Genomic DNA, 16,142 nt, shown 5'->3' with positions numbered 1-16,142 from the left:
ACAGTTACTTTGTTAGATCATGTTCATGAATTCTGAATAAATGGTCATCACAGAGAACCAACCGAACACAGCTGCAGATGCACCTGCAAATAATAAAGCTAAAACATTACGGCGCTTTAGTTCTCTAAATACAGCAATAAAACTTAAGATCGCTACGAATAAGAAGATAATTCCTAATACCATTTGGTAGTTGCCTCCTTGGAAAACTTAGTTGTTCAATTAAACATATTCTTGATTTATAACGTATCATACTCTAGTATATTTTATACAAAAAAAATCTTACTGTCGAGTGAAAACCTAAAAATTGCTTTATAAAAAGGGGACATTTTTGTGAACATTAAACGTTTTGAATTAGGATTGTTAGGAACTAATTGTTATTTATTAGAAATGGGCCAAAAAATTCTCGTAGTTGACCCTGGCGGGGACGCAGACGTTCTAGTTCAGTACTTTAACGAACATAGATTAAGTCCAATAGCAATTTTACTAACTCATGCTCATTTTGATCATATTGGAGCTGTAGAAGATATTAGAACTAAATATGATATTCCTGTATACATGCACTCTAGTGAGAAGGATTGGCTTACAGATTCAAGTTTAAATGGATCTAAACTATTTGGAGTGGGGGAGATATTTAGTCATAAACCTGCTGAACACTTTTTAGATGAAGGTTCTATAACAATAGAGAGCTTCAATTTTAGTGTATTATACACCCCTGGACATTCACCAGGTAGCATATCGTTTTGGCTTGAAGGTGAAAAGGTATTAATCGCAGGTGACACTCTCTTTAAAGGAAGTATTGGTCGGACAGATTTACCTTTTGGCAATCATAATCAATTAATAAGTAACATTAAAGAGAAAATCTTAAGCTTACCCGATGATACACTTGTTTTTCCAGGTCATGGACCATCGACGACTGTAGGAGAAGAAAAAGAAGGCAATCCATTTTTAAACTAAAAAAGGATGGCATATTCGCCATCCTTTAATTAGTGCGCAAATCCAGGTTCTAGAAGGAATGTGACATAGTAAGTAAACCCTACCATGAAAACAGTTAAGTACGCGCCAAAGATATACATATAAAGACGTTCAGAAAGATTTAAGTATCCAATTCCTAAAAAGAAAACAGTTTGCGCTAAAAATAATAGTGATAACTGAATCATACCACCTGCGTAGAACATCGCTGTGAAAATACCTGTCCAAAACGCAATCACTCTAAACATTCGTGGCATCTCTTTTTCCTCCTTTGTGCAGGAATGTTGTCAAAAACATTATATATGAATCCAAAATAAATGTAAATGAACATTTTATGTACTTTAACAACTTTTACCTTTATCTTTGTGATAACTGGGCCACCAGGATTCGAACCTGGGAATCACGAGACCAAAACCCGTTGCCTTACCGCTTGGCTATGGCCCAATTCACAATTATTATTATATCATCATTATTAGAATTTATACATTCCAAACCGTCGTATGTTTGTAAGGTTCTTGATTTGTATCTTTTAAGAAAACTTCAAGTTCAATCCTTAAGGTATTGTTAGTTAATAAATAATACGATACGTTCACTTTTCCTGTATTATAATTAAAAATTAGTTCCTGTTCTTCTTTGTTAAGATCTAATGTGTCTAAAACTAGAGAAAATTCATGTAATGAGATTTGAATGAGATTTTGAGTGCTTTCCTGTTTGTTTATTAATTGAATATGTCTCAATCGTTCTTGTTCCTCTTGCCAAGTCATCAGTATATAAGATGAGGCGAACATCATTAAAGTGAGTACATAAGGTAATATTATCCCAGACTCATTATTAGCTGTATGGCGGATGTTCTTCAAAGTTTTGCATGAAGTAAATTCTTTCAAATGTATGTTGGTCTCCTTTCGAAATTACAATCTTATACGTTTGTTCGTTAAGTTTTGATACTTTAAATTCTTTCACATTTCTTAAAATAACTTCATGCCCCGTATTATTAACCCTTCTTCTGATTTGGTCCCCGTATAGTTCATATTTAATTGTTGTACCATCTTGATTAACCAGAGATATTGAATAATCATTGTAATGTTGTTTTATGGATCTATTCACTTCATTTTGTATGAAGAAGTGAACATGTCTAATTTCTAACTCAGATTGATCGTAAGAGGATTCAACAGACTGTATAAAAGATATAAAATGAACAATCATCGGGGTAAGTAAAAATAAAACAGAGATTGATATTAATAACGATAATAATGTAAAACCTTTATTATTGATTAGGGACATAACGGCACATACTTTCTTCAATGTTATTAAAATCGATCCAAGTGATGCAGTACTCTAAGACCCGTGTATTTATCTGATTAATGTTTATAGTAAATTCTTTATCTTTATATATGATGGTATTATGGACGCTAATTTCTTCATTGGTAATCTGTTTTTTTAGTATATCATTATATAAATCTTCAGCTGTTAAGTAATATTGTTGGCTATCCTGGAAATTAATTAAACTTAATGTTGAAGGCAAAATGAAAGATAAAAATATTAAAACTGCGCTAAGAGTTAAAAGTAAGTCTAACAAGATAAATCCATTACGATTCTTTAGTAACATAAAATCTTCCTTTACCAAACGGAAATGTAACGCGATAGATTGATTCTTGATAATATAGAAGTATTTCTCCAGGATTTAAGATGGTGCCATCAATATTGTATTGAATCGGCTTTTTTAAAGTGGATAAGTACACCCTTAAATCCGGGTGGTAAAATCGCTTAATCGTGGTAGGTTCGTGCGTTGGATCCTTAATAATGTAATGGTTCTCAGGTGTGTTAAAAGTTATTGAAATAGGTGTTTGATATGTGGTTGCTCTCTGCTGAAAATATAATACATCCTTGCTTAATTGTTCTAAAAATTCCTCAGGTGGTTTATTATAATCTTTATGGTGATAATTAGACATTGAAATGGCAATGAATACCATTAAAATAGTAAGGACTAAAAGGGTCTCAATTAATGTATAGCCTGCCCGGTTATTAGCGATTAAAGTTGACTTTTCCATCAACAATTTCAGCACTTTCTAAACAAGTATGGTTTGTAGAGTCAATTGAAGTAAGCTGGGTAAGGTCTGTAGGAAAGACTCCTTCGTTAATCTTATATAGCTGCACTTCACTTTGCACTAAATCTTCGTATGCATCACAGCCCTTATTTTCTACAGTATCATTGTAATCTTTAATATTAGGAATAGCTAAAATTAGTAGAAATGAAATAATCATGAGCACGATTAACATCTCAATAAGTGTAAACCCTTTTTCTGATTTGAACATGACCTTTTCTCTCCTTATATTTGTTGAATTAATTTATAAATGGGGAAGATGGTTAGCATATAAACAGTTACAACAAGCAAACCTACAATGGCATAAAGTACAGGCTGAATGAGCATAATAGTTTGTTTAATGCGTTCTTCAAGTGATTCAAGTAATAGAAGAGAGTATTGCTGCAGATCATAACTTAAAGTACCTTGCTCATCACTACGATTAATGACCCATTTCAAGTCTTCTTGAATAAACGGAAAATCTTTTATCGAATGGTAAAGCGAAGTTCCATTGGATAACTGTTTGAGTGTGATAGTAGCGAAATATTTTAGTGTGTCGTTTTCATTTTGAGTCTTTAATAGAATCAGTGAATCTTTTATATTTTTTCCGCTTTGTAGTAAAGCGTAAAGTTGGTAAGAAAATTGAATACTAATGTATGAACTATATATTGATCTGTATATTGGTATTTTTTCAATTATCATTAACCTTTTTTCTACTGGAGAATTTCTTATATACATCGCGCCTAATAAAGTGGCTAGGGCAACAATCACTAATAAAACTAATGTTATGTTAAAGATAAATACAATGGTGTTTATAACGATAACTGACTGCGTTTCACCAAAACTCTTAAACGTTTGGACCATTGATGGAAATAAGTAGAGGTTTAACCCGATAAACAACATGATGGTCATCAATATTAGAAATAGAGGATATCTAAGCGTTTTTTTTAGTTTGCTTTGTAAGTTATAACGTAGTTTCATTAAATGAGTACAATGAGATAAATGATCATGTAAATGACTCGATTCCTTAGAAAAGTTGATATAAGAGATAATTAAAGGATGAAAAGATAACATCTTAAAACAATAATCAATAGAGTGTCCAGAATGAAGTAAGAGAGAAAATTTATTGGCTATATGATCTAGTTGATGGTCGAAATGCATAAACTCTAAAGCTTGCTTAATGGTGTAATGCTTACCTAATAATTTCGATAAACGTTCAATAAACTGTATTTGCGTTTGCAAATTTAATGGCCTGTCACGATGATATTTTTGTAAATCCAAGTGCATAAGCTTTATTCCTTAATGATTGAAATGTTTGATAACCAGCAAGGTGGGAAGGCGGGGTTTCGTTTATCGTTTGTATTAGGTGATCACCTGTTAAAATTTCAGCAATTGCAGCTCGTCTTAAAGCAGGATTTGATAAGGGTTGCACAACGGGTAATAGCTGTTGAGAAGCCACTCCGATTATTGTTTCCTGTAAGTCAACTTGTGACAGCCCCATGGCTTTTAATCTAGAAATAGTACCGAAAGCATCTTTAGCATGAATGGTACTCATGACTAAATGTCCGGTAAGAGCTGCTTTAAAAGCGAATTTAGCAGTATGTTCATCACGGATTTCACCGATCATAATGATATCGGGGTCATGTCGTAATGCTGCTTTTAACCCAATATCATAACTGAAACCGGACTTTTCATTGACTTGTACTTGTAATAAGTTATCGACCTGTTGTTCAACGGGATCTTCTAAAGTAATAGCTTGATAACCATACAATTCAATTGATTTTCTAAGTAATGCATACATAGTTGTAGTTTTGCCAGATCCTGTTGGACCAGTAAATAACAACATTCCTGATTGTTTTTTGATCCAGCCCAAGAGTGCTTTGGCTTGAGTAGGGAATAAAAATAATCGTTCAACAGTGGGATAAATATCTTTAGGTATTAACCTAATTGCTAAGCTTTCAGTAACTTTAGTAGGTAGAGTGGATAATCGCAAATCATACGTGTGCCATTTATTTTGATGCATGATGGTGCCGTTTTGAGGTAGTCGCTTCTCCGCAATATCCATACCTGAATTGAATTTAAAATAGCCTAGTAAGGTATGATAAGATTTTAATGGAAGTGATTCAAAATACCACCGATAGCCATTTAAGCGAAAATAAATTTCGACCTCATTTTCTTTTGGGGTAAAATGAATATCAGATGCCGTTTTTTCAATTGCGCGATCTAACATAGTGTAGGCATATTTTTCGGGTAAAAACATTTTGTAATCCCCCTTATATAAAGTAGGTGTTTTAATTGAAGTCAATTGTTTTAATAGGATTTATGGGTGCAGGTAAGACAACTGTTGGCCAACAATTAGCAGCTCGTTTGAGAATTCCTTTAATAGATACAGATGAGTTGATTAAAAAAGAAACGAATCTTTCCATTCCTAAAATATTTGAATTATATGGCGAAAGTCATTTTAGGAAGTTAGAATCAGAGATGTTAAAAAGCGTTTTAAAGCAAAATCATGTGGTCAGTACCGGCGGGGGAATTGTGGAACTTAAGCAAAATCGAGATTTCTTAAAACAACATCCTTATACTTTCTTTTTAAAAACGCAATTAACAACTATTTTTAACAGACTTGATGGTGATCAAAATCGACCATTATGGAATCAACCATATATAAAACGGTTAGAGCTGTTTAACAAGAGACAGGTTTATTACGAAGAAGCATCAAATGTAACTATTGAAACGGACCAATTAACAGTTGAGGAAATTGTGCACAATATTCTTACTCACTTATGTTATAAATGAGTATAATTGTCGCGTCAAATCCCCCAAAATTCGATTTTTAACTAATTAAAAATTAAGTTATCTTCCCATTTTTTTGTTATGAAGGAACAATTTTAAGAAGAAAAATCAATTTATATATCTTTTAAATTTTTTTATTTTACTTTTATGTTAGAAATTGTAAATAGACAAAATAAGGCTTGTCGTGATTGAAAAATCGGCGACAAGCCTCGTGTTTATTATTAGGTTATATTCATCATGTTTTTTGAACGTGTTTCTGTTATATAAAATAAACCACAATTGACTAGTTTTAATTGTACTTTTGGATATAAGCGATCATAAATTTGTTTTTCAATGTTATCTTTTAATAATTCACCATCCTCTTGTGCCCTGTTTTCAAATAGTTGATTGGTCATTTCCATTTCCTTCTGATAAATCTCTTTCGATTGCTCAGCGAATGCTGAAGACTTTTGTTTAATTCTCTCATTAATTTCATGGTTAATCATCATAACGGCCCTCTTAGTAGATATAATAGGCGGAATTTTATAGCATAAATCTGGAATAATCTTTGAAAATGGTTCATCTAATAGTTCATCCATCATTTTAAACCTCATGGTTCCGTTGATGAGATAAACGCCTACACTCACCATTTCATCATGGGTATAAGCACCTTGATAACGAACCATTAAGTTGCAAACAAACCATGGATGAAGCGGCTGTCGGTCTTGGGATGGATTCTGTTCGTAGAGTTCTGTGTATTTACCTTCTTCAAAAATAACCTGAAATAACTGTTCCAGCCTAGGCGAACCGTAATGAATCCATTCACCTTTTTCAGCCTTTTTGTTTTCATCGGAAATAAAAGTAACCGACATTGGGTCACCCTTATAACCTAGTTTTTTGACATACTGCCAATAAAAGGGGCGGTTCATTAATCGTTGATCTAGCTCTTCAGTGAGTTTAACTTTTAATATGCCTTGTTCGTTATATTCAATTGTGGCATTGCGCTTATAGAAAAATTGAACTAAAAAATCATGTATTTCAGCTTGATTCATTAGCAATATCCCTTTCTACATGACTGTCACTAATGACAGAGAATAGGTGGTCAACTTTTATTGATGCTTCTTTTTCCGATTTTGAGTCTTTAACGATATCAACAATTTCATCTTCTAGGTTTGATATTCCTAGTTGACTTAGGATTTGATCAAGCTCTCCAATAACGTCTTTAAATAGATCTAATTTATTATAAAGTAAATTTAAAACACGTTCATCAATAGTATTATTTAACACCATATAATAAATATTGACGTCTTTTGTTTGACCAAAACGATGTATACGACCAATTCTTTGCTCCAATTTCATCGGATTCCACGGTAAATCGTAGTGAATCATATGGTTACAAAACTGTAAATTTAACCCTTCACCACCAGCATCTGTTGCGATTAATACTTGGGCTTTGTTTTTAAAAAGCTGTACCATCCAATCCTTTTTACTCTTTTTAAACTTGCCGTTAAATGTAACTGAAAATATCCCATTTTGATGTAATAACCACTGTAAATAAATCTGAGTAGATTTATATTCTGTGAAAATGATGCATTTATCGTTTATTGACTTCACAAATTCAACAGTCTTTAATGCTTTAGAATGATGGGGAAGTTGTTCAATTTGATCCATCAATTCTTTCTTAAAATCATGATTCCAATCTGAGTGTCTAATCGTTTCGTAGCACGCTTCACGACTTGAACAGATTTCACGTTGTAACGTAAGAGCTGTGAAGGAATGATTCACATTAAGTGATTCTAATGTATTATAAAAAGTCATCTCATCTTCAGTGAAATCTACTCGTATTGTATCGATTTCACGCTTTGTCCATTCGTTCGTCGTCTCTGATCTGCGATTTCGAATCATCGATTGTTTGACTAATGTTTGAATGGCATCGCTATCGTCTTTACGTTCTTTTCGAACGGTTTGTTTAAACGACTGCTTATCACCAAGTAAACCAGGCCGCACAATGGACATTAAATAATAAATCTCATCAATTTTATTTTGAATTGGTGTTGCCGTTAAAAGCAGGCAATAGGTTGATTGAATTTGTTTTACAAATTGGTAGTTGCGAGTCTTAGGATTTTTTAGTCTATGAGCTTCATCAATAATGAGCATGTCATACTCTTGCGAGAGAATCTCACTAGCATGAGGCTCTTTTTTTGCAAGGTCTATAGACGAAACAACGATATCATAAGCTTGCCAAGGGTAAGAACGGTGTTTAGCTTTAGCAGGTATGTAAAACCGTTGTTGAAGTTCAATTTCCCATTGTCTAATCAAGGATGAAGGAACTAAGATTAATACTTTTTTAACTAGATTTTTAACCATTAGTTCTTTTAAAATAACCCCGGCTTCAATGGTTTTGCCCAAACCAACTTCGTCTGCAAGAATCGCACGCCCATGCATTTGGTGTAGAACTTTATTAACGGCTTCTAGTTGGTGGGGCATCAAATCCAAATCCGTTAAATACTGCATACAAGTTAAACGGTCTTTCAAGGTCATTTTCATTTGACTAATTGTGTACGCTTGTTTGAATGTATTCCAATCACTAATGGAGTATTGATTTAAATTTTCTTCAAGAGACTGTAATTCATCATCATGAATAACAATGTTCATTAATTATACTCCTCTCATTACGTAGTTTTATATTTTTAAAATTTAAAAACATCTTATCTAAATTTGTTGTAGTCGCTTACACAACTAGGAGACATATGCTATAATGTGACACAAGTATATTAATATTATGTACAAAAAATAGAATACTATTAGGCGAATGAAGACAAGGGGAGAGACCATTTTTGTGGCGCCGACGGAGCAAGTACGATTGTTTCGTATGAATCTCTCAGGCAAAAAGACTCTTGTCAGACGCTACTCTGGAGAGTGCTTCATTAGAAGCCACCAAAGATGCAAGTAATGCTTATGTATTACGAAACTTTCAGGTGACAGGACAGAGAGAATTCCGAATCCTTAATTTGGTATTCTCTTTTTTAATGCTTAAAAATGGAGGGATGAATAATGGGAGAATTAAAACGTACACCTATTTTTCCAGCTTACAACACGAAAACAGTAGATTTTGGCGGCTGGGAAATGCCAGTACAGTTTATCGGTATTAAAGATGAGCACCACGCAACTCGTGAGAAAGCAGGTCTATTTGACGTATCTCACATGGGGGAAATTTTAGTTGAGGGTTCTGATAGTGAAACGTTTTTACAAAAACTACTAACCAATGATGTATCTAAAGTTTCCGTCAACCAAGCACAATATACCATTATGTGTTATGAAGATGGTGGAACTGTTGATGATCTAATTGTTTATAAATTAGACGACAATAAATATCTATTGGTTGTGAATGCTGCTAACACTAAGAAGGATTTTGAATGGATCGAAAAACATGTTGAAGGTTCAGTAGAAGTCAGTAATGTTTCGGATCAATTCGTGCAGTTAGCCCTTCAAGGACCGAAAGCTGAACCCATATTACAAGCACTAACTGATGATGACTTAAGTGAAATTAAATTCTTCCGCTTTAAGCAAGATGTAGCATTCAAAGGAGTTAATCATACAGCTATTGTATCTCGTACAGGATATACTGGTGAAGATGGTTTTGAGATCTACATAGATCAAGCAAGCGGTTTAGAGCTTTGGAATGCTATTTTAGAAGCTGGCAAGGATGATGGAGTGACACCAGTAGGATTAGGAGCTAGGGATACACTTCGTTTTGAAGCCAATCTTGCACTTTATGGTCAGGAGCTTTCGAAAGATATAACACCAATTGAAGCAGGGTTAGGTTTTGCTGTTAAGGTGAAGAAGGATTCTGACTTTAATGGTAAAGTAGTTTTAAAAGACCAAAAGGAAAATGGACCAAAACGAAAATTGGTTGGAATAGAAATGCTTGACAAAGGCATCCCTCGTCATGGTTATGAGGTATTTAAAGAAGGTGAACCTGTAGGATTTGTCACATCAGGAACACAATCTCCGACTTTAGGAAAAAATGTCGGCTTAGCGTTAGTTAAGACTGAACTGGCAAATGAAGGTGAATTGTTAGATATTCAAGTAAGAAAACGTACCCTTCAAGCAAAAGTCGTTCCTACACCATTTTATAAAAGAAAATAAGAGAGGTGAATGATTGTGCAACATCGTTATATACCTATGACAGAAGAAGATAAACAAGCGATGCTTAAGAGGATTGGAGTAGAATCTACAGAAGAATTATTCGCTGATATTCCTGAAGAAGTACGCTTTAATGGTGACTTAAATATTAAACCAGCTAAAAATGAACATGAATTGAAGAAAGAGTTAATGCAATTAGCTGATCAAAATGTTAATTTACAGAGCCATACATCCTTTTTAGGAGCTGGTGTGTATCAACACTACATACCTTCAATTGTTGATCATGTCATATCTAGATCGGAATTTTATACGGCATATACACCATACCAACCAGAAATTTCGCAAGGTGAACTTCAGGCAATCTTTGAATTTCAGACAATGATCAGTGAACTGACTGGCATGGAAGTTTCAAACTCTTCCATGTATGACGGTGGAACGGCATTAGCTGAAGCGGTCAATCTATCTGCCGGTCAAACTAGAAAGAAAAAAGTATTAGTTTCAAAAGCAATTCATCCTGAGTCCTTAGAAGTCATTCATTCTTATGCAAAAGGACCTAACCTTGAAATTGTGGAAATCGATGTAAAAGATGGTCTCACAGATTTAGAGCAACTTGAGAATGAATTAGATGAAGACACAGCAAGTGTTGTCGTTCAGTATCCTAACTTCTTAGGACAGGTGGAACCCCTGCAGAAAGTGAATGAAATAATTTCTAAGCAGAAAAAAACCATGATGTTAGTTTCTAGTAACCCGCTTGCTTTAGGTTATTTAACACCACCTGGTGAATTCGGGGCTGATATTGTCGTTGGAGATGCGCAGGTTTTCGGTATTCCAGCGCAGTATGGTGGACCTCACTGTGGATATTTCGCGACCACTAAAAAATTAATGAGAAAAGTGCCTGGACGTTTGGTTGGTCAAACGGTAGATGAAGAAGGACAACGCGGGTTTGTCTTAACTCTACAAGCTAGGGAGCAGCATATCCGTAGGGATAAAGCAACTTCAAACATTTGTTCAAACCAAGCATTAAATGCCCTTGCATCTTCAGTAGCTATGTCAGCTCTTGGCAAGCAAGGTGTTAAGGAAATGGCCGTCTTGAACATGAAAAAAGCTCGATATGCTAAAAAGAAATTTGAAGAAGCAGGTTTCGATATTGTCTATAGTGGATCATTCTTCAATGAATTTGTTGTGAAAGTGAACCATAATATTAAGCAGCTAAATCAGAAGTTAGTTGATAAAGGATATATCGGCGGCTTTGATTTAGGAAGGGTTAATAGTGAGTGGGAACAACAGCTGTTAGTTGCTGTAACTGAAATACGCACGAAAGAAGAGATCGAACAATTTGTAACAGAATTGGGTGATATGAATGGCTAATCAAAAAGATTTTCCTGTTATTTTTGAATTAAGCAAAGAAGGAAGAATAGGTTATAGCTTACCAGAACAAGACGTACCAGATGTAGATCTCGATCAAGAATTTAGTTCTGAATATATTCGAAAAGAAGAACCAGATTTACCTGAGGTGAGTGAACTTCAAATTATGCGTCACTATACAGCATTATCGAAACGTAATCACGGGGTAGATTCAGGTTTTTATCCATTAGGTTCTTGTACGATGAAATACAATCCTAAAATCAATGAAGATGTTGCTCGTATTCCAGGGCTCAGTCAAATTCACCCTTATCAAGATGAAGATACAGTACAAGGTGCATTAGCTTTAATGTATGATTTACAAACGACTCTAGCTGAAATTACAGGTATGCATGAAGTTACGTTACAACCTGCAGCAGGTGCACATGGTGAATGGACAGGACTTATGATGATCCGAGCATTCCATGAAGCAAATGGTGACTATAATCGTACTAAAGTTATAGTTCCAGACTCAGCGCATGGAACAAATCCAGCATCAGCAACTGTAGCAGGTTTTGATGCAGTAACTGTTAAGTCAAATGAACGTGGTTTAGTTGATCTTGAGGATTTAAAACGTGTAGTAGGTGATGATACAGCAGCATTGATGTTGACAAACCCTAACACACTTGGTTTATTTGAAGAAGAAATTTTAGAAATGGCTAAAATTGTGCACGATGCTGGTGGGCGTCTTTACTATGATGGTGCAAACTTAAATGCCATTATGGGATATACAAGACCTGGAGATATGGGCTTTGATGTGGTGCATTTAAACCTTCATAAAACATTCACAGGTCCTCATGGTGGAGGTGGCCCAGGTTCAGGTCCAGTTGGTGTTTCAAAAGAGCTTGCTAAATATTTACCAAAGCCAGTTTTAACAACTAATGGTGAAAAGTATTATTTCAATCATGACCGACCTGATTCCATTGGACGAGTGAAGCCATATTACGGGAACTTTGGCATCAACGTTAGAGCTTATACGTATATTCGTTCTATGGGACCTGATGGATTGAAACAAGTAAGTGAGAATGCTGTCCTTAACGCGAATTACATGATGCGCCGCCTGCAAGATGAATATGAATTACCATTTAAACAACATTGTAAACACGAATTTGTATTGTCGGGTAAACATCAAAAGAAATTAGGTGTACGGACCCTAGATATCGCTAAAAGGTTATTAGATTTTGGCTATCACCCACCAACAATTTACTTCCCATTAAATGTGGAAGAAGCATTAATGGTAGAGCCAACAGAAACAGAGTCCAAAGAAACATTGGATGAGTTCATTGATGCTATGATCCAAATTTCTAATGAGGCAAAAGATGACCCAGAAGTTGTTCAAGAAGCTCCACATACAACTGTTATTAGCCGGTTAGATGAAACACAAGCAGCTAGAAAACCAGTGCTAAGATATTATAGAGATGAAGCATAAAATCTCTATATAATAAAAAAGATTCCAGCCTAAGCTGGAATCTTTTTTAATATCCTTTCTTCTTAACCTTTACTTTACCTGACCATTTACGAAAACCACCTTTTAGATGGTTGAGATCTTGATATCCCTTTTTCTTCAATACAGTTGCTGCACGTAGAGAACGTTGCCCACTTTGGCAGTATAGATAAACAGGTTTATCTGGGCGAATTTCTTGAAGGCGTTGTTTTAGCTGAGACATTGGGATGTTTCTAGCTCCTAAAATATGTCCTCTCTCAAACTCATTAGGTTCTCTTACATCAATTAATTGTGCTTTACGATAACCTTCTTTGAACTGAGATTCAGTTAATGTGTTTAAAAATTTATTAGTTCTAATATAACGTATAACACCAATTAAAATAAACGCTGCTATTACGAGCAATATAGATAAGATAATCTCCATGTCGATTCCCTCTCTTTTTTCTCTTTCTCTATTATATTATATAGGGCATAACTAGAATATTCAAAGGTAAAAAATCAAAAGTATTTAATTAATCTTTTCTTTTATTTATAAATTCGACAATTTTTTTAGTTGACTTTATAAATTATTTGTGCATCAAATACCATATATAGTGTTAAAATAAAAAACTTAATACAATATATTGATTTGTTTTTGTTGTTCTGTTATGTTTAATTCAACAAATCTAATTAAACATTAGAATTTTGTCGAAGAGGAGGAAGATTCATGCAAGGTGTAAAAAGCAGGGGCTACCAAATTGATGTGGAGCGTTTAAATGAAGACATTAAACAATTTCCACAAGTTCACCCCATTACTTCCGAGATGAACACAACGCATAAAGGCGTATCACGATTAGTGATGCTGGACCGATATGCTTTTAAAGACACAGAAAAGAAAACATTAAAAGACGGGGATTTTGTTGTCCTAACTGTTAAAGATGACCCTAAATTTCCAGCTAGAGGTACAGGATTTATTGTATCAATTAATGATGAAACTAAAAAGGCAAAAATTAAAGTTGAAGAAGATTTTATTCATGTACTGGATAAAGTAGAAGAACAACAAACAGGAATTGTTGAGCGACCAATAAGTGCCATTGATAAACCTTTAGAAGTTTATTATGAACAAATCGCAAGACGTAATGCGACAGGACTTGCTGAGGTGGAACGCTCACCTGAAAAAAGACAAGAATGGTATGAGAAATTTAACGAAGAATTATCCAATTTAAACTTCATCCCAGCAGGACGAGTTCTTTATGGCGCAGGGTCAAACACAGACGTTACTTATTTTAACTGTTATGTAATGCCTTTCGTGAAAGACTCTAGAGAAGGAATTAGTGATCACCGAAAACAAGTTATGGAAATTATGTCGCGTGGTGGCGGTGTAGGAACGAACGGCTCTACATTAAGACCTAGAAATGCCTTAGCTAGAGGCGTAAATGGTAAATCATCTGGTTCGGTATCTTGGTTAGATGATATAGCGAAGCTAACACATTTAGTTGAGCAGGGCGGTTCAAGACGCGGAGCCCAAATGATTATGCTTAATGACTGGCATCCAGATATCATTGAATTTATTATTTCTAAGATGCAAAATCCTAGAATTTTAAGATACTTAATAGAAAATATAGAAGATGAAACGATTCAGCAATTAGCTAAAGACAAGCTGAAATTTACGCCGTTAACAACAAATGAAGAGCATATGTACCAGGGAATCGTTAACTACAAACATATTCCAGGACAAGGTGGTTTCTCAGATGAAAATATTAGAGAAGCAGAAGCCAAGTTAAGAGACGGCGGAACATACAGTGTTCATAACTCTGAATTTTTAACAGGTGCCAATATTTCTGTTTGTATCACGGATGAATTTATGGAAGCCGTAGAAAATGATGGTGAGTATGAACTTCGTTTTCCTGACGTAGAAAATTATTCAGATGAAGAAATGCACTATTACAATGAGCATTGGCATGAATATGGTGATGTAAGAGAGTGGGAAAACTTAGGTTACGGAATTAGAGTTTATAAACGCATTAAAGCAAAAGAGCTTTGGGATCTAATTAACATTTGTGCTACGTACTCTGCTGAACCTGGTATTTTCTTTATTGATAATGCGAATAAAGAAACAAACGCTAAAGCTTATGGCCAGAAAGTAGTGGCAACAAATCCTTGTGGTGAGCAACCCCTCGCACCATTTTCTGTCTGCAATTTAGCAGCGGTGAACTTGGCGAATATAGCTGATAAACAATTAAAACAACCTGATTTCAACAAACTGAAGAAGACAGTTGAAGTTGGAGTTAGAATGCAAGATAACGTCATTGATGCAACACCTTATTTCTTAGATGAAAATCGCAAGCAAGCATTAGGTGAGCGCCGTGTCGGCTTAGGTGTTATGGGACTTCATGATTTATTGATCTATTGCGAGACTGAATATGGATCTGAAGAAGGAAATCAAATGGTCGATCAAATCTTTGAAACCATTGCAACAACGGCTTACCGTACATCGATCGAGCTCGCTAAAGAAAAAGGAAGTTTCCCTTTCTTAATTGGAGAAACAGAACAAGAAACACAAATGCTACGTGAAAGATTCATTAGTACAGGTTATATGGATAAAATGCCTGAAGATGTAAAAGAAGGTATTCTAAAATACGGCATAAGAAATTCACATTTACTAACGGTTGCGCCAACTGGTTCGACAGGAACTATGGTAGGTGTATCTACTGGTCTTGAACCATACTTCTCTTTTACTTATTACCGTAGCGGACGGTTAGGTAAATTTATTGAAGTAAAAGCGGACATAGCTGAAGAGTATTATAAAGAGCATCCTGAAGCATCTAAAGACGAGCTTCCTAAATGGTTTGTTACAGCAATGGAATTATCACCTGAAGCACATGCTGACACACAGTGTGTCATTCAGCGCTGGGTCGATAGTTCAATTTCAAAAACGGTTAATGCTCCAAAAGGTTACCGCGTTGATCAAGTTGAGAAAGTGTATCGTCGCCTGTATAAAGGTGGAGCCAAAGGTGGTACAGTCTATGTAGATGGCAGTCGTGATACACAAGTCTTAACGCTAAAAGCTGAGGAAAATGATTTCTCTGAGCAACAAGAATTATTCGAAGAAGAAGAGAAGAAAGTCGTTTTAATGGAGACAGTACAAGAGTTAGATAAAACGAATGTTAACATAGGTTCTGAAATTGGTGATACTTGCCCTGTGTGTCGTAAGGGTAGTGTAGAAGATGTTGGTGGTTGTAACACTTGTACTAATTGCGGCGCACAGTTGAAATGTGGGTTATAAGCTTAAAGTGTCTGGTTATACCAGGCACTTTTTTTGGCTAGAATTGTATAAAATTTTAAACTTT

Annotated in this window: 17 protein-coding genes, 1 tRNA gene and 1 riboswitch; of the genes, 6 read left to right on the top strand and 12 right to left on the bottom strand. The window is 34.9% G+C overall.

The window, feature by feature from the left end; translation table 11 throughout:
• Window positions 1-12: 12 nt before the first annotated feature.
• The gene (locus ACFSW4_RS00925) at window positions 13-183 is read right to left on the bottom strand and encodes a DUF2759 domain-containing protein (protein ID WP_279401498.1); all 171 of its coding nucleotides are present in this window, start codon (window positions 181-183) and stop codon (window positions 13-15) included.
• Between the two features lie 147 nt (window positions 184-330).
• Between ACFSW4_RS00925 and ACFSW4_RS00920 the strand changes: the two genes are divergently transcribed.
• Window positions 331-954 (top strand): MBL fold metallo-hydrolase, encoded by a 624-nt coding sequence (locus ACFSW4_RS00920; RefSeq protein ID WP_377326864.1) that lies wholly within the window; start codon window positions 331-333, stop codon window positions 952-954.
• Between the two features lie 29 nt (window positions 955-983).
• Here ACFSW4_RS00920 and ACFSW4_RS00915 read toward each other — a convergent pair whose 3' ends face one another.
• From ACFSW4_RS00915 to comGA, 8 genes are all read right to left on the bottom strand, one after another.
• Window positions 984-1,226: a DUF2626 domain-containing protein gene (locus tag ACFSW4_RS00915; RefSeq protein WP_054752962.1), complete on the bottom strand. Its 243-nt coding sequence runs from the start codon at window positions 1,224-1,226 to the stop codon at window positions 984-986.
• 115 nt (window positions 1,227-1,341) lie between these two features.
• Window positions 1,342-1,413 (bottom strand) — tRNA-Gln (locus ACFSW4_RS00910).
• Between the two features lie 35 nt (window positions 1,414-1,448).
• On the bottom strand, window positions 1,449-1,706 hold the full coding sequence (locus ACFSW4_RS00905) for a hypothetical protein (protein ID WP_054752960.1): 258 nt from the start codon (window positions 1,704-1,706) through the stop codon (window positions 1,449-1,451).
• A 94-nt stretch (window positions 1,707-1,800) separates the two neighbouring features.
• Window positions 1,801-2,250 (bottom strand): competence type IV pilus minor pilin ComGF, encoded by a 450-nt coding sequence (locus ACFSW4_RS00900; RefSeq protein WP_054752958.1) that lies wholly within the window; start codon window positions 2,248-2,250, stop codon window positions 1,801-1,803.
• Between the two features lie 305 nt (window positions 2,251-2,555).
• Window positions 2,556-3,017, bottom strand: a complete 462-nt coding sequence (gene comGD / locus ACFSW4_RS00895) for a competence type IV pilus minor pilin ComGD (protein WP_054752954.1) — start codon at window positions 3,015-3,017, stop codon at window positions 2,556-2,558.
• Window positions 2,992-3,282 (bottom strand): competence type IV pilus major pilin ComGC, encoded by a 291-nt coding sequence (comGC, locus tag ACFSW4_RS00890; RefSeq protein WP_054752952.1) that lies wholly within the window; start codon window positions 3,280-3,282, stop codon window positions 2,992-2,994. The genes comGD and comGC overlap by 26 nt, the downstream gene beginning before the upstream one ends.
• A 14-nt stretch (window positions 3,283-3,296) precedes the next feature.
• Entirely contained in the window at window positions 3,297-4,337 is a 1,041-nt protein-coding gene (locus ACFSW4_RS00885; protein WP_377326861.1) for a type II secretion system F family protein, read from the bottom strand.
• Window positions 4,306-5,310, bottom strand: coding sequence for a competence type IV pilus ATPase ComGA (gene comGA / locus ACFSW4_RS00880; protein WP_377326859.1), 1,005 nt, complete (start codon window positions 5,308-5,310; stop codon window positions 4,306-4,308). The genes ACFSW4_RS00885 and comGA overlap by 32 nt, the downstream gene beginning before the upstream one ends.
• 35 nt (window positions 5,311-5,345) lie before the next feature.
• Here comGA and ACFSW4_RS00875 point away from each other — a divergent pair, with 35 nt between their 5' ends.
• Window positions 5,346-5,846, top strand: coding sequence for a shikimate kinase (locus ACFSW4_RS00875; protein ID WP_054752944.1), 501 nt, complete (start codon window positions 5,346-5,348; stop codon window positions 5,844-5,846).
• A gap of 218 nt (window positions 5,847-6,064) precedes the next feature.
• On the opposite strand, the gene ACFSW4_RS00870 is transcribed toward ACFSW4_RS00875, so the two are convergent.
• Window positions 6,065-6,874 carry a YqhG family protein gene (locus ACFSW4_RS00870; RefSeq protein ID WP_377326857.1) on the bottom strand — a complete coding sequence of 270 codons (810 nt, stop codon included), beginning with the start codon at window positions 6,872-6,874 and terminating at the stop codon, window positions 6,065-6,067.
• Entirely contained in the window at window positions 6,861-8,477 is a 1,617-nt protein-coding gene (locus ACFSW4_RS00865) for a DEAD/DEAH box helicase (RefSeq protein ID WP_377326855.1), read from the bottom strand. Before ACFSW4_RS00865 ends, ACFSW4_RS00870 begins: the two co-directional genes overlap by 14 nt.
• Before the next feature lie 157 nt (window positions 8,478-8,634).
• Window positions 8,635-8,729: riboswitch (glycine riboswitch) on the top strand.
• A 147-nt stretch (window positions 8,730-8,876) separates the two neighbouring features.
• Here ACFSW4_RS00865 and gcvT point away from each other — a divergent pair.
• Genes gcvT through gcvPB form a run of 3 tightly spaced genes read left to right on the top strand, consistent with a single transcriptional unit; the run spans window position 8,877 to window position 12,798 of the window.
• Window positions 8,877-9,971: a glycine cleavage system aminomethyltransferase GcvT gene (gene gcvT / locus ACFSW4_RS00860; RefSeq protein WP_377326853.1), complete on the top strand. Its 1,095-nt coding sequence runs from the start codon at window positions 8,877-8,879 to the stop codon at window positions 9,969-9,971.
• Between the two features lie 15 nt (window positions 9,972-9,986).
• Complete coding sequence (gene gcvPA / locus ACFSW4_RS00855) at window positions 9,987-11,336, top strand: aminomethyl-transferring glycine dehydrogenase subunit GcvPA (RefSeq protein WP_377326851.1); 1,350 nt, start codon at window positions 9,987-9,989, stop codon at window positions 11,334-11,336.
• Window positions 11,329-12,798 carry an aminomethyl-transferring glycine dehydrogenase subunit GcvPB gene (gene gcvPB / locus ACFSW4_RS00850; RefSeq protein ID WP_054752937.1) on the top strand — a complete coding sequence of 490 codons (1,470 nt, stop codon included), beginning with the start codon at window positions 11,329-11,331 and terminating at the stop codon, window positions 12,796-12,798. Before gcvPA ends, gcvPB begins: the two co-directional genes overlap by 8 nt.
• A 46-nt stretch (window positions 12,799-12,844) precedes the next feature.
• Here gcvPB and ACFSW4_RS00845 read toward each other — a convergent pair whose 3' ends face one another.
• Window positions 12,845-13,237 carry a rhodanese-like domain-containing protein gene (locus ACFSW4_RS00845; RefSeq protein ID WP_054752936.1) on the bottom strand — a complete coding sequence of 131 codons (393 nt, stop codon included), beginning with the start codon at window positions 13,235-13,237 and terminating at the stop codon, window positions 12,845-12,847.
• Between the two features lie 282 nt (window positions 13,238-13,519).
• Between ACFSW4_RS00845 and ACFSW4_RS00840 the strand changes: the two genes are divergently transcribed.
• Entirely contained in the window at window positions 13,520-16,078 is a 2,559-nt protein-coding gene (locus ACFSW4_RS00840) for a vitamin B12-dependent ribonucleotide reductase (protein ID WP_377326848.1), read from the top strand.
• The last annotated feature ends 64 nt before the right edge of the window (window positions 16,079-16,142 follow it).

The sequence above is a fragment of the Piscibacillus salipiscarius genome (assembly GCF_042685285.1).
Classification (GTDB): Bacteria; Bacillota; Bacilli; order Bacillales; family Alkalibacillaceae; genus Piscibacillus; species Piscibacillus salipiscarius.
Note: the sequence above shows the minus strand (reverse complement) of the source record. Positions and strands in the feature narration are given on the sequence as shown.

Coding starts and splice junctions, on each gene's coding strand:
- ACFSW4_RS00865 (WP_377326855.1), bottom strand. CDS start 8,477: ATGAACATTGTTATTCATGATGATGAATTACAGTCTCTTGAAGAAAAT.
- ACFSW4_RS00845 (WP_054752936.1), bottom strand. CDS start 13,237: ATGGAGATTATCTTATCTATATTGCTCGTAATAGCAGCGTTTATTTTA.
- ACFSW4_RS00840 (WP_377326848.1), top strand. CDS start 13,520: ATGCAAGGTGTAAAAAGCAGGGGCTACCAAATTGATGTGGAGCGTTTA.
- ACFSW4_RS00870 (WP_377326857.1), bottom strand. CDS start 6,874: ATGAATCAAGCTGAAATACATGATTTTTTAGTTCAATTTTTCTATAAG.
- comGC (WP_054752952.1), bottom strand. CDS start 3,282: ATGTTCAAATCAGAAAAAGGGTTTACACTTATTGAGATGTTAATCGTG.
- ACFSW4_RS00885 (WP_377326861.1), bottom strand. CDS start 4,337: ATGCACTTGGATTTACAAAAATATCATCGTGACAGGCCATTAAATTTG.
- ACFSW4_RS00900 (WP_054752958.1), bottom strand. CDS start 2,250: ATGTCCCTAATCAATAATAAAGGTTTTACATTATTATCGTTATTAATA.
- gcvT (WP_377326853.1), top strand. CDS start 8,877: ATGGGAGAATTAAAACGTACACCTATTTTTCCAGCTTACAACACGAAA.
- comGA (WP_377326859.1), bottom strand. CDS start 5,310: ATGTTTTTACCCGAAAAATATGCCTACACTATGTTAGATCGCGCAATT.
- comGD (WP_054752954.1), bottom strand. CDS start 3,017: ATGGAAAAGTCAACTTTAATCGCTAATAACCGGGCAGGCTATACATTA.
- gcvPB (WP_054752937.1), top strand. CDS start 11,329: ATGGCTAATCAAAAAGATTTTCCTGTTATTTTTGAATTAAGCAAAGAA.
- ACFSW4_RS00925 (WP_279401498.1), bottom strand. CDS start 183: ATGGTATTAGGAATTATCTTCTTATTCGTAGCGATCTTAAGTTTTATT.
- ACFSW4_RS00915 (WP_054752962.1), bottom strand. CDS start 1,226: ATGCCACGAATGTTTAGAGTGATTGCGTTTTGGACAGGTATTTTCACA.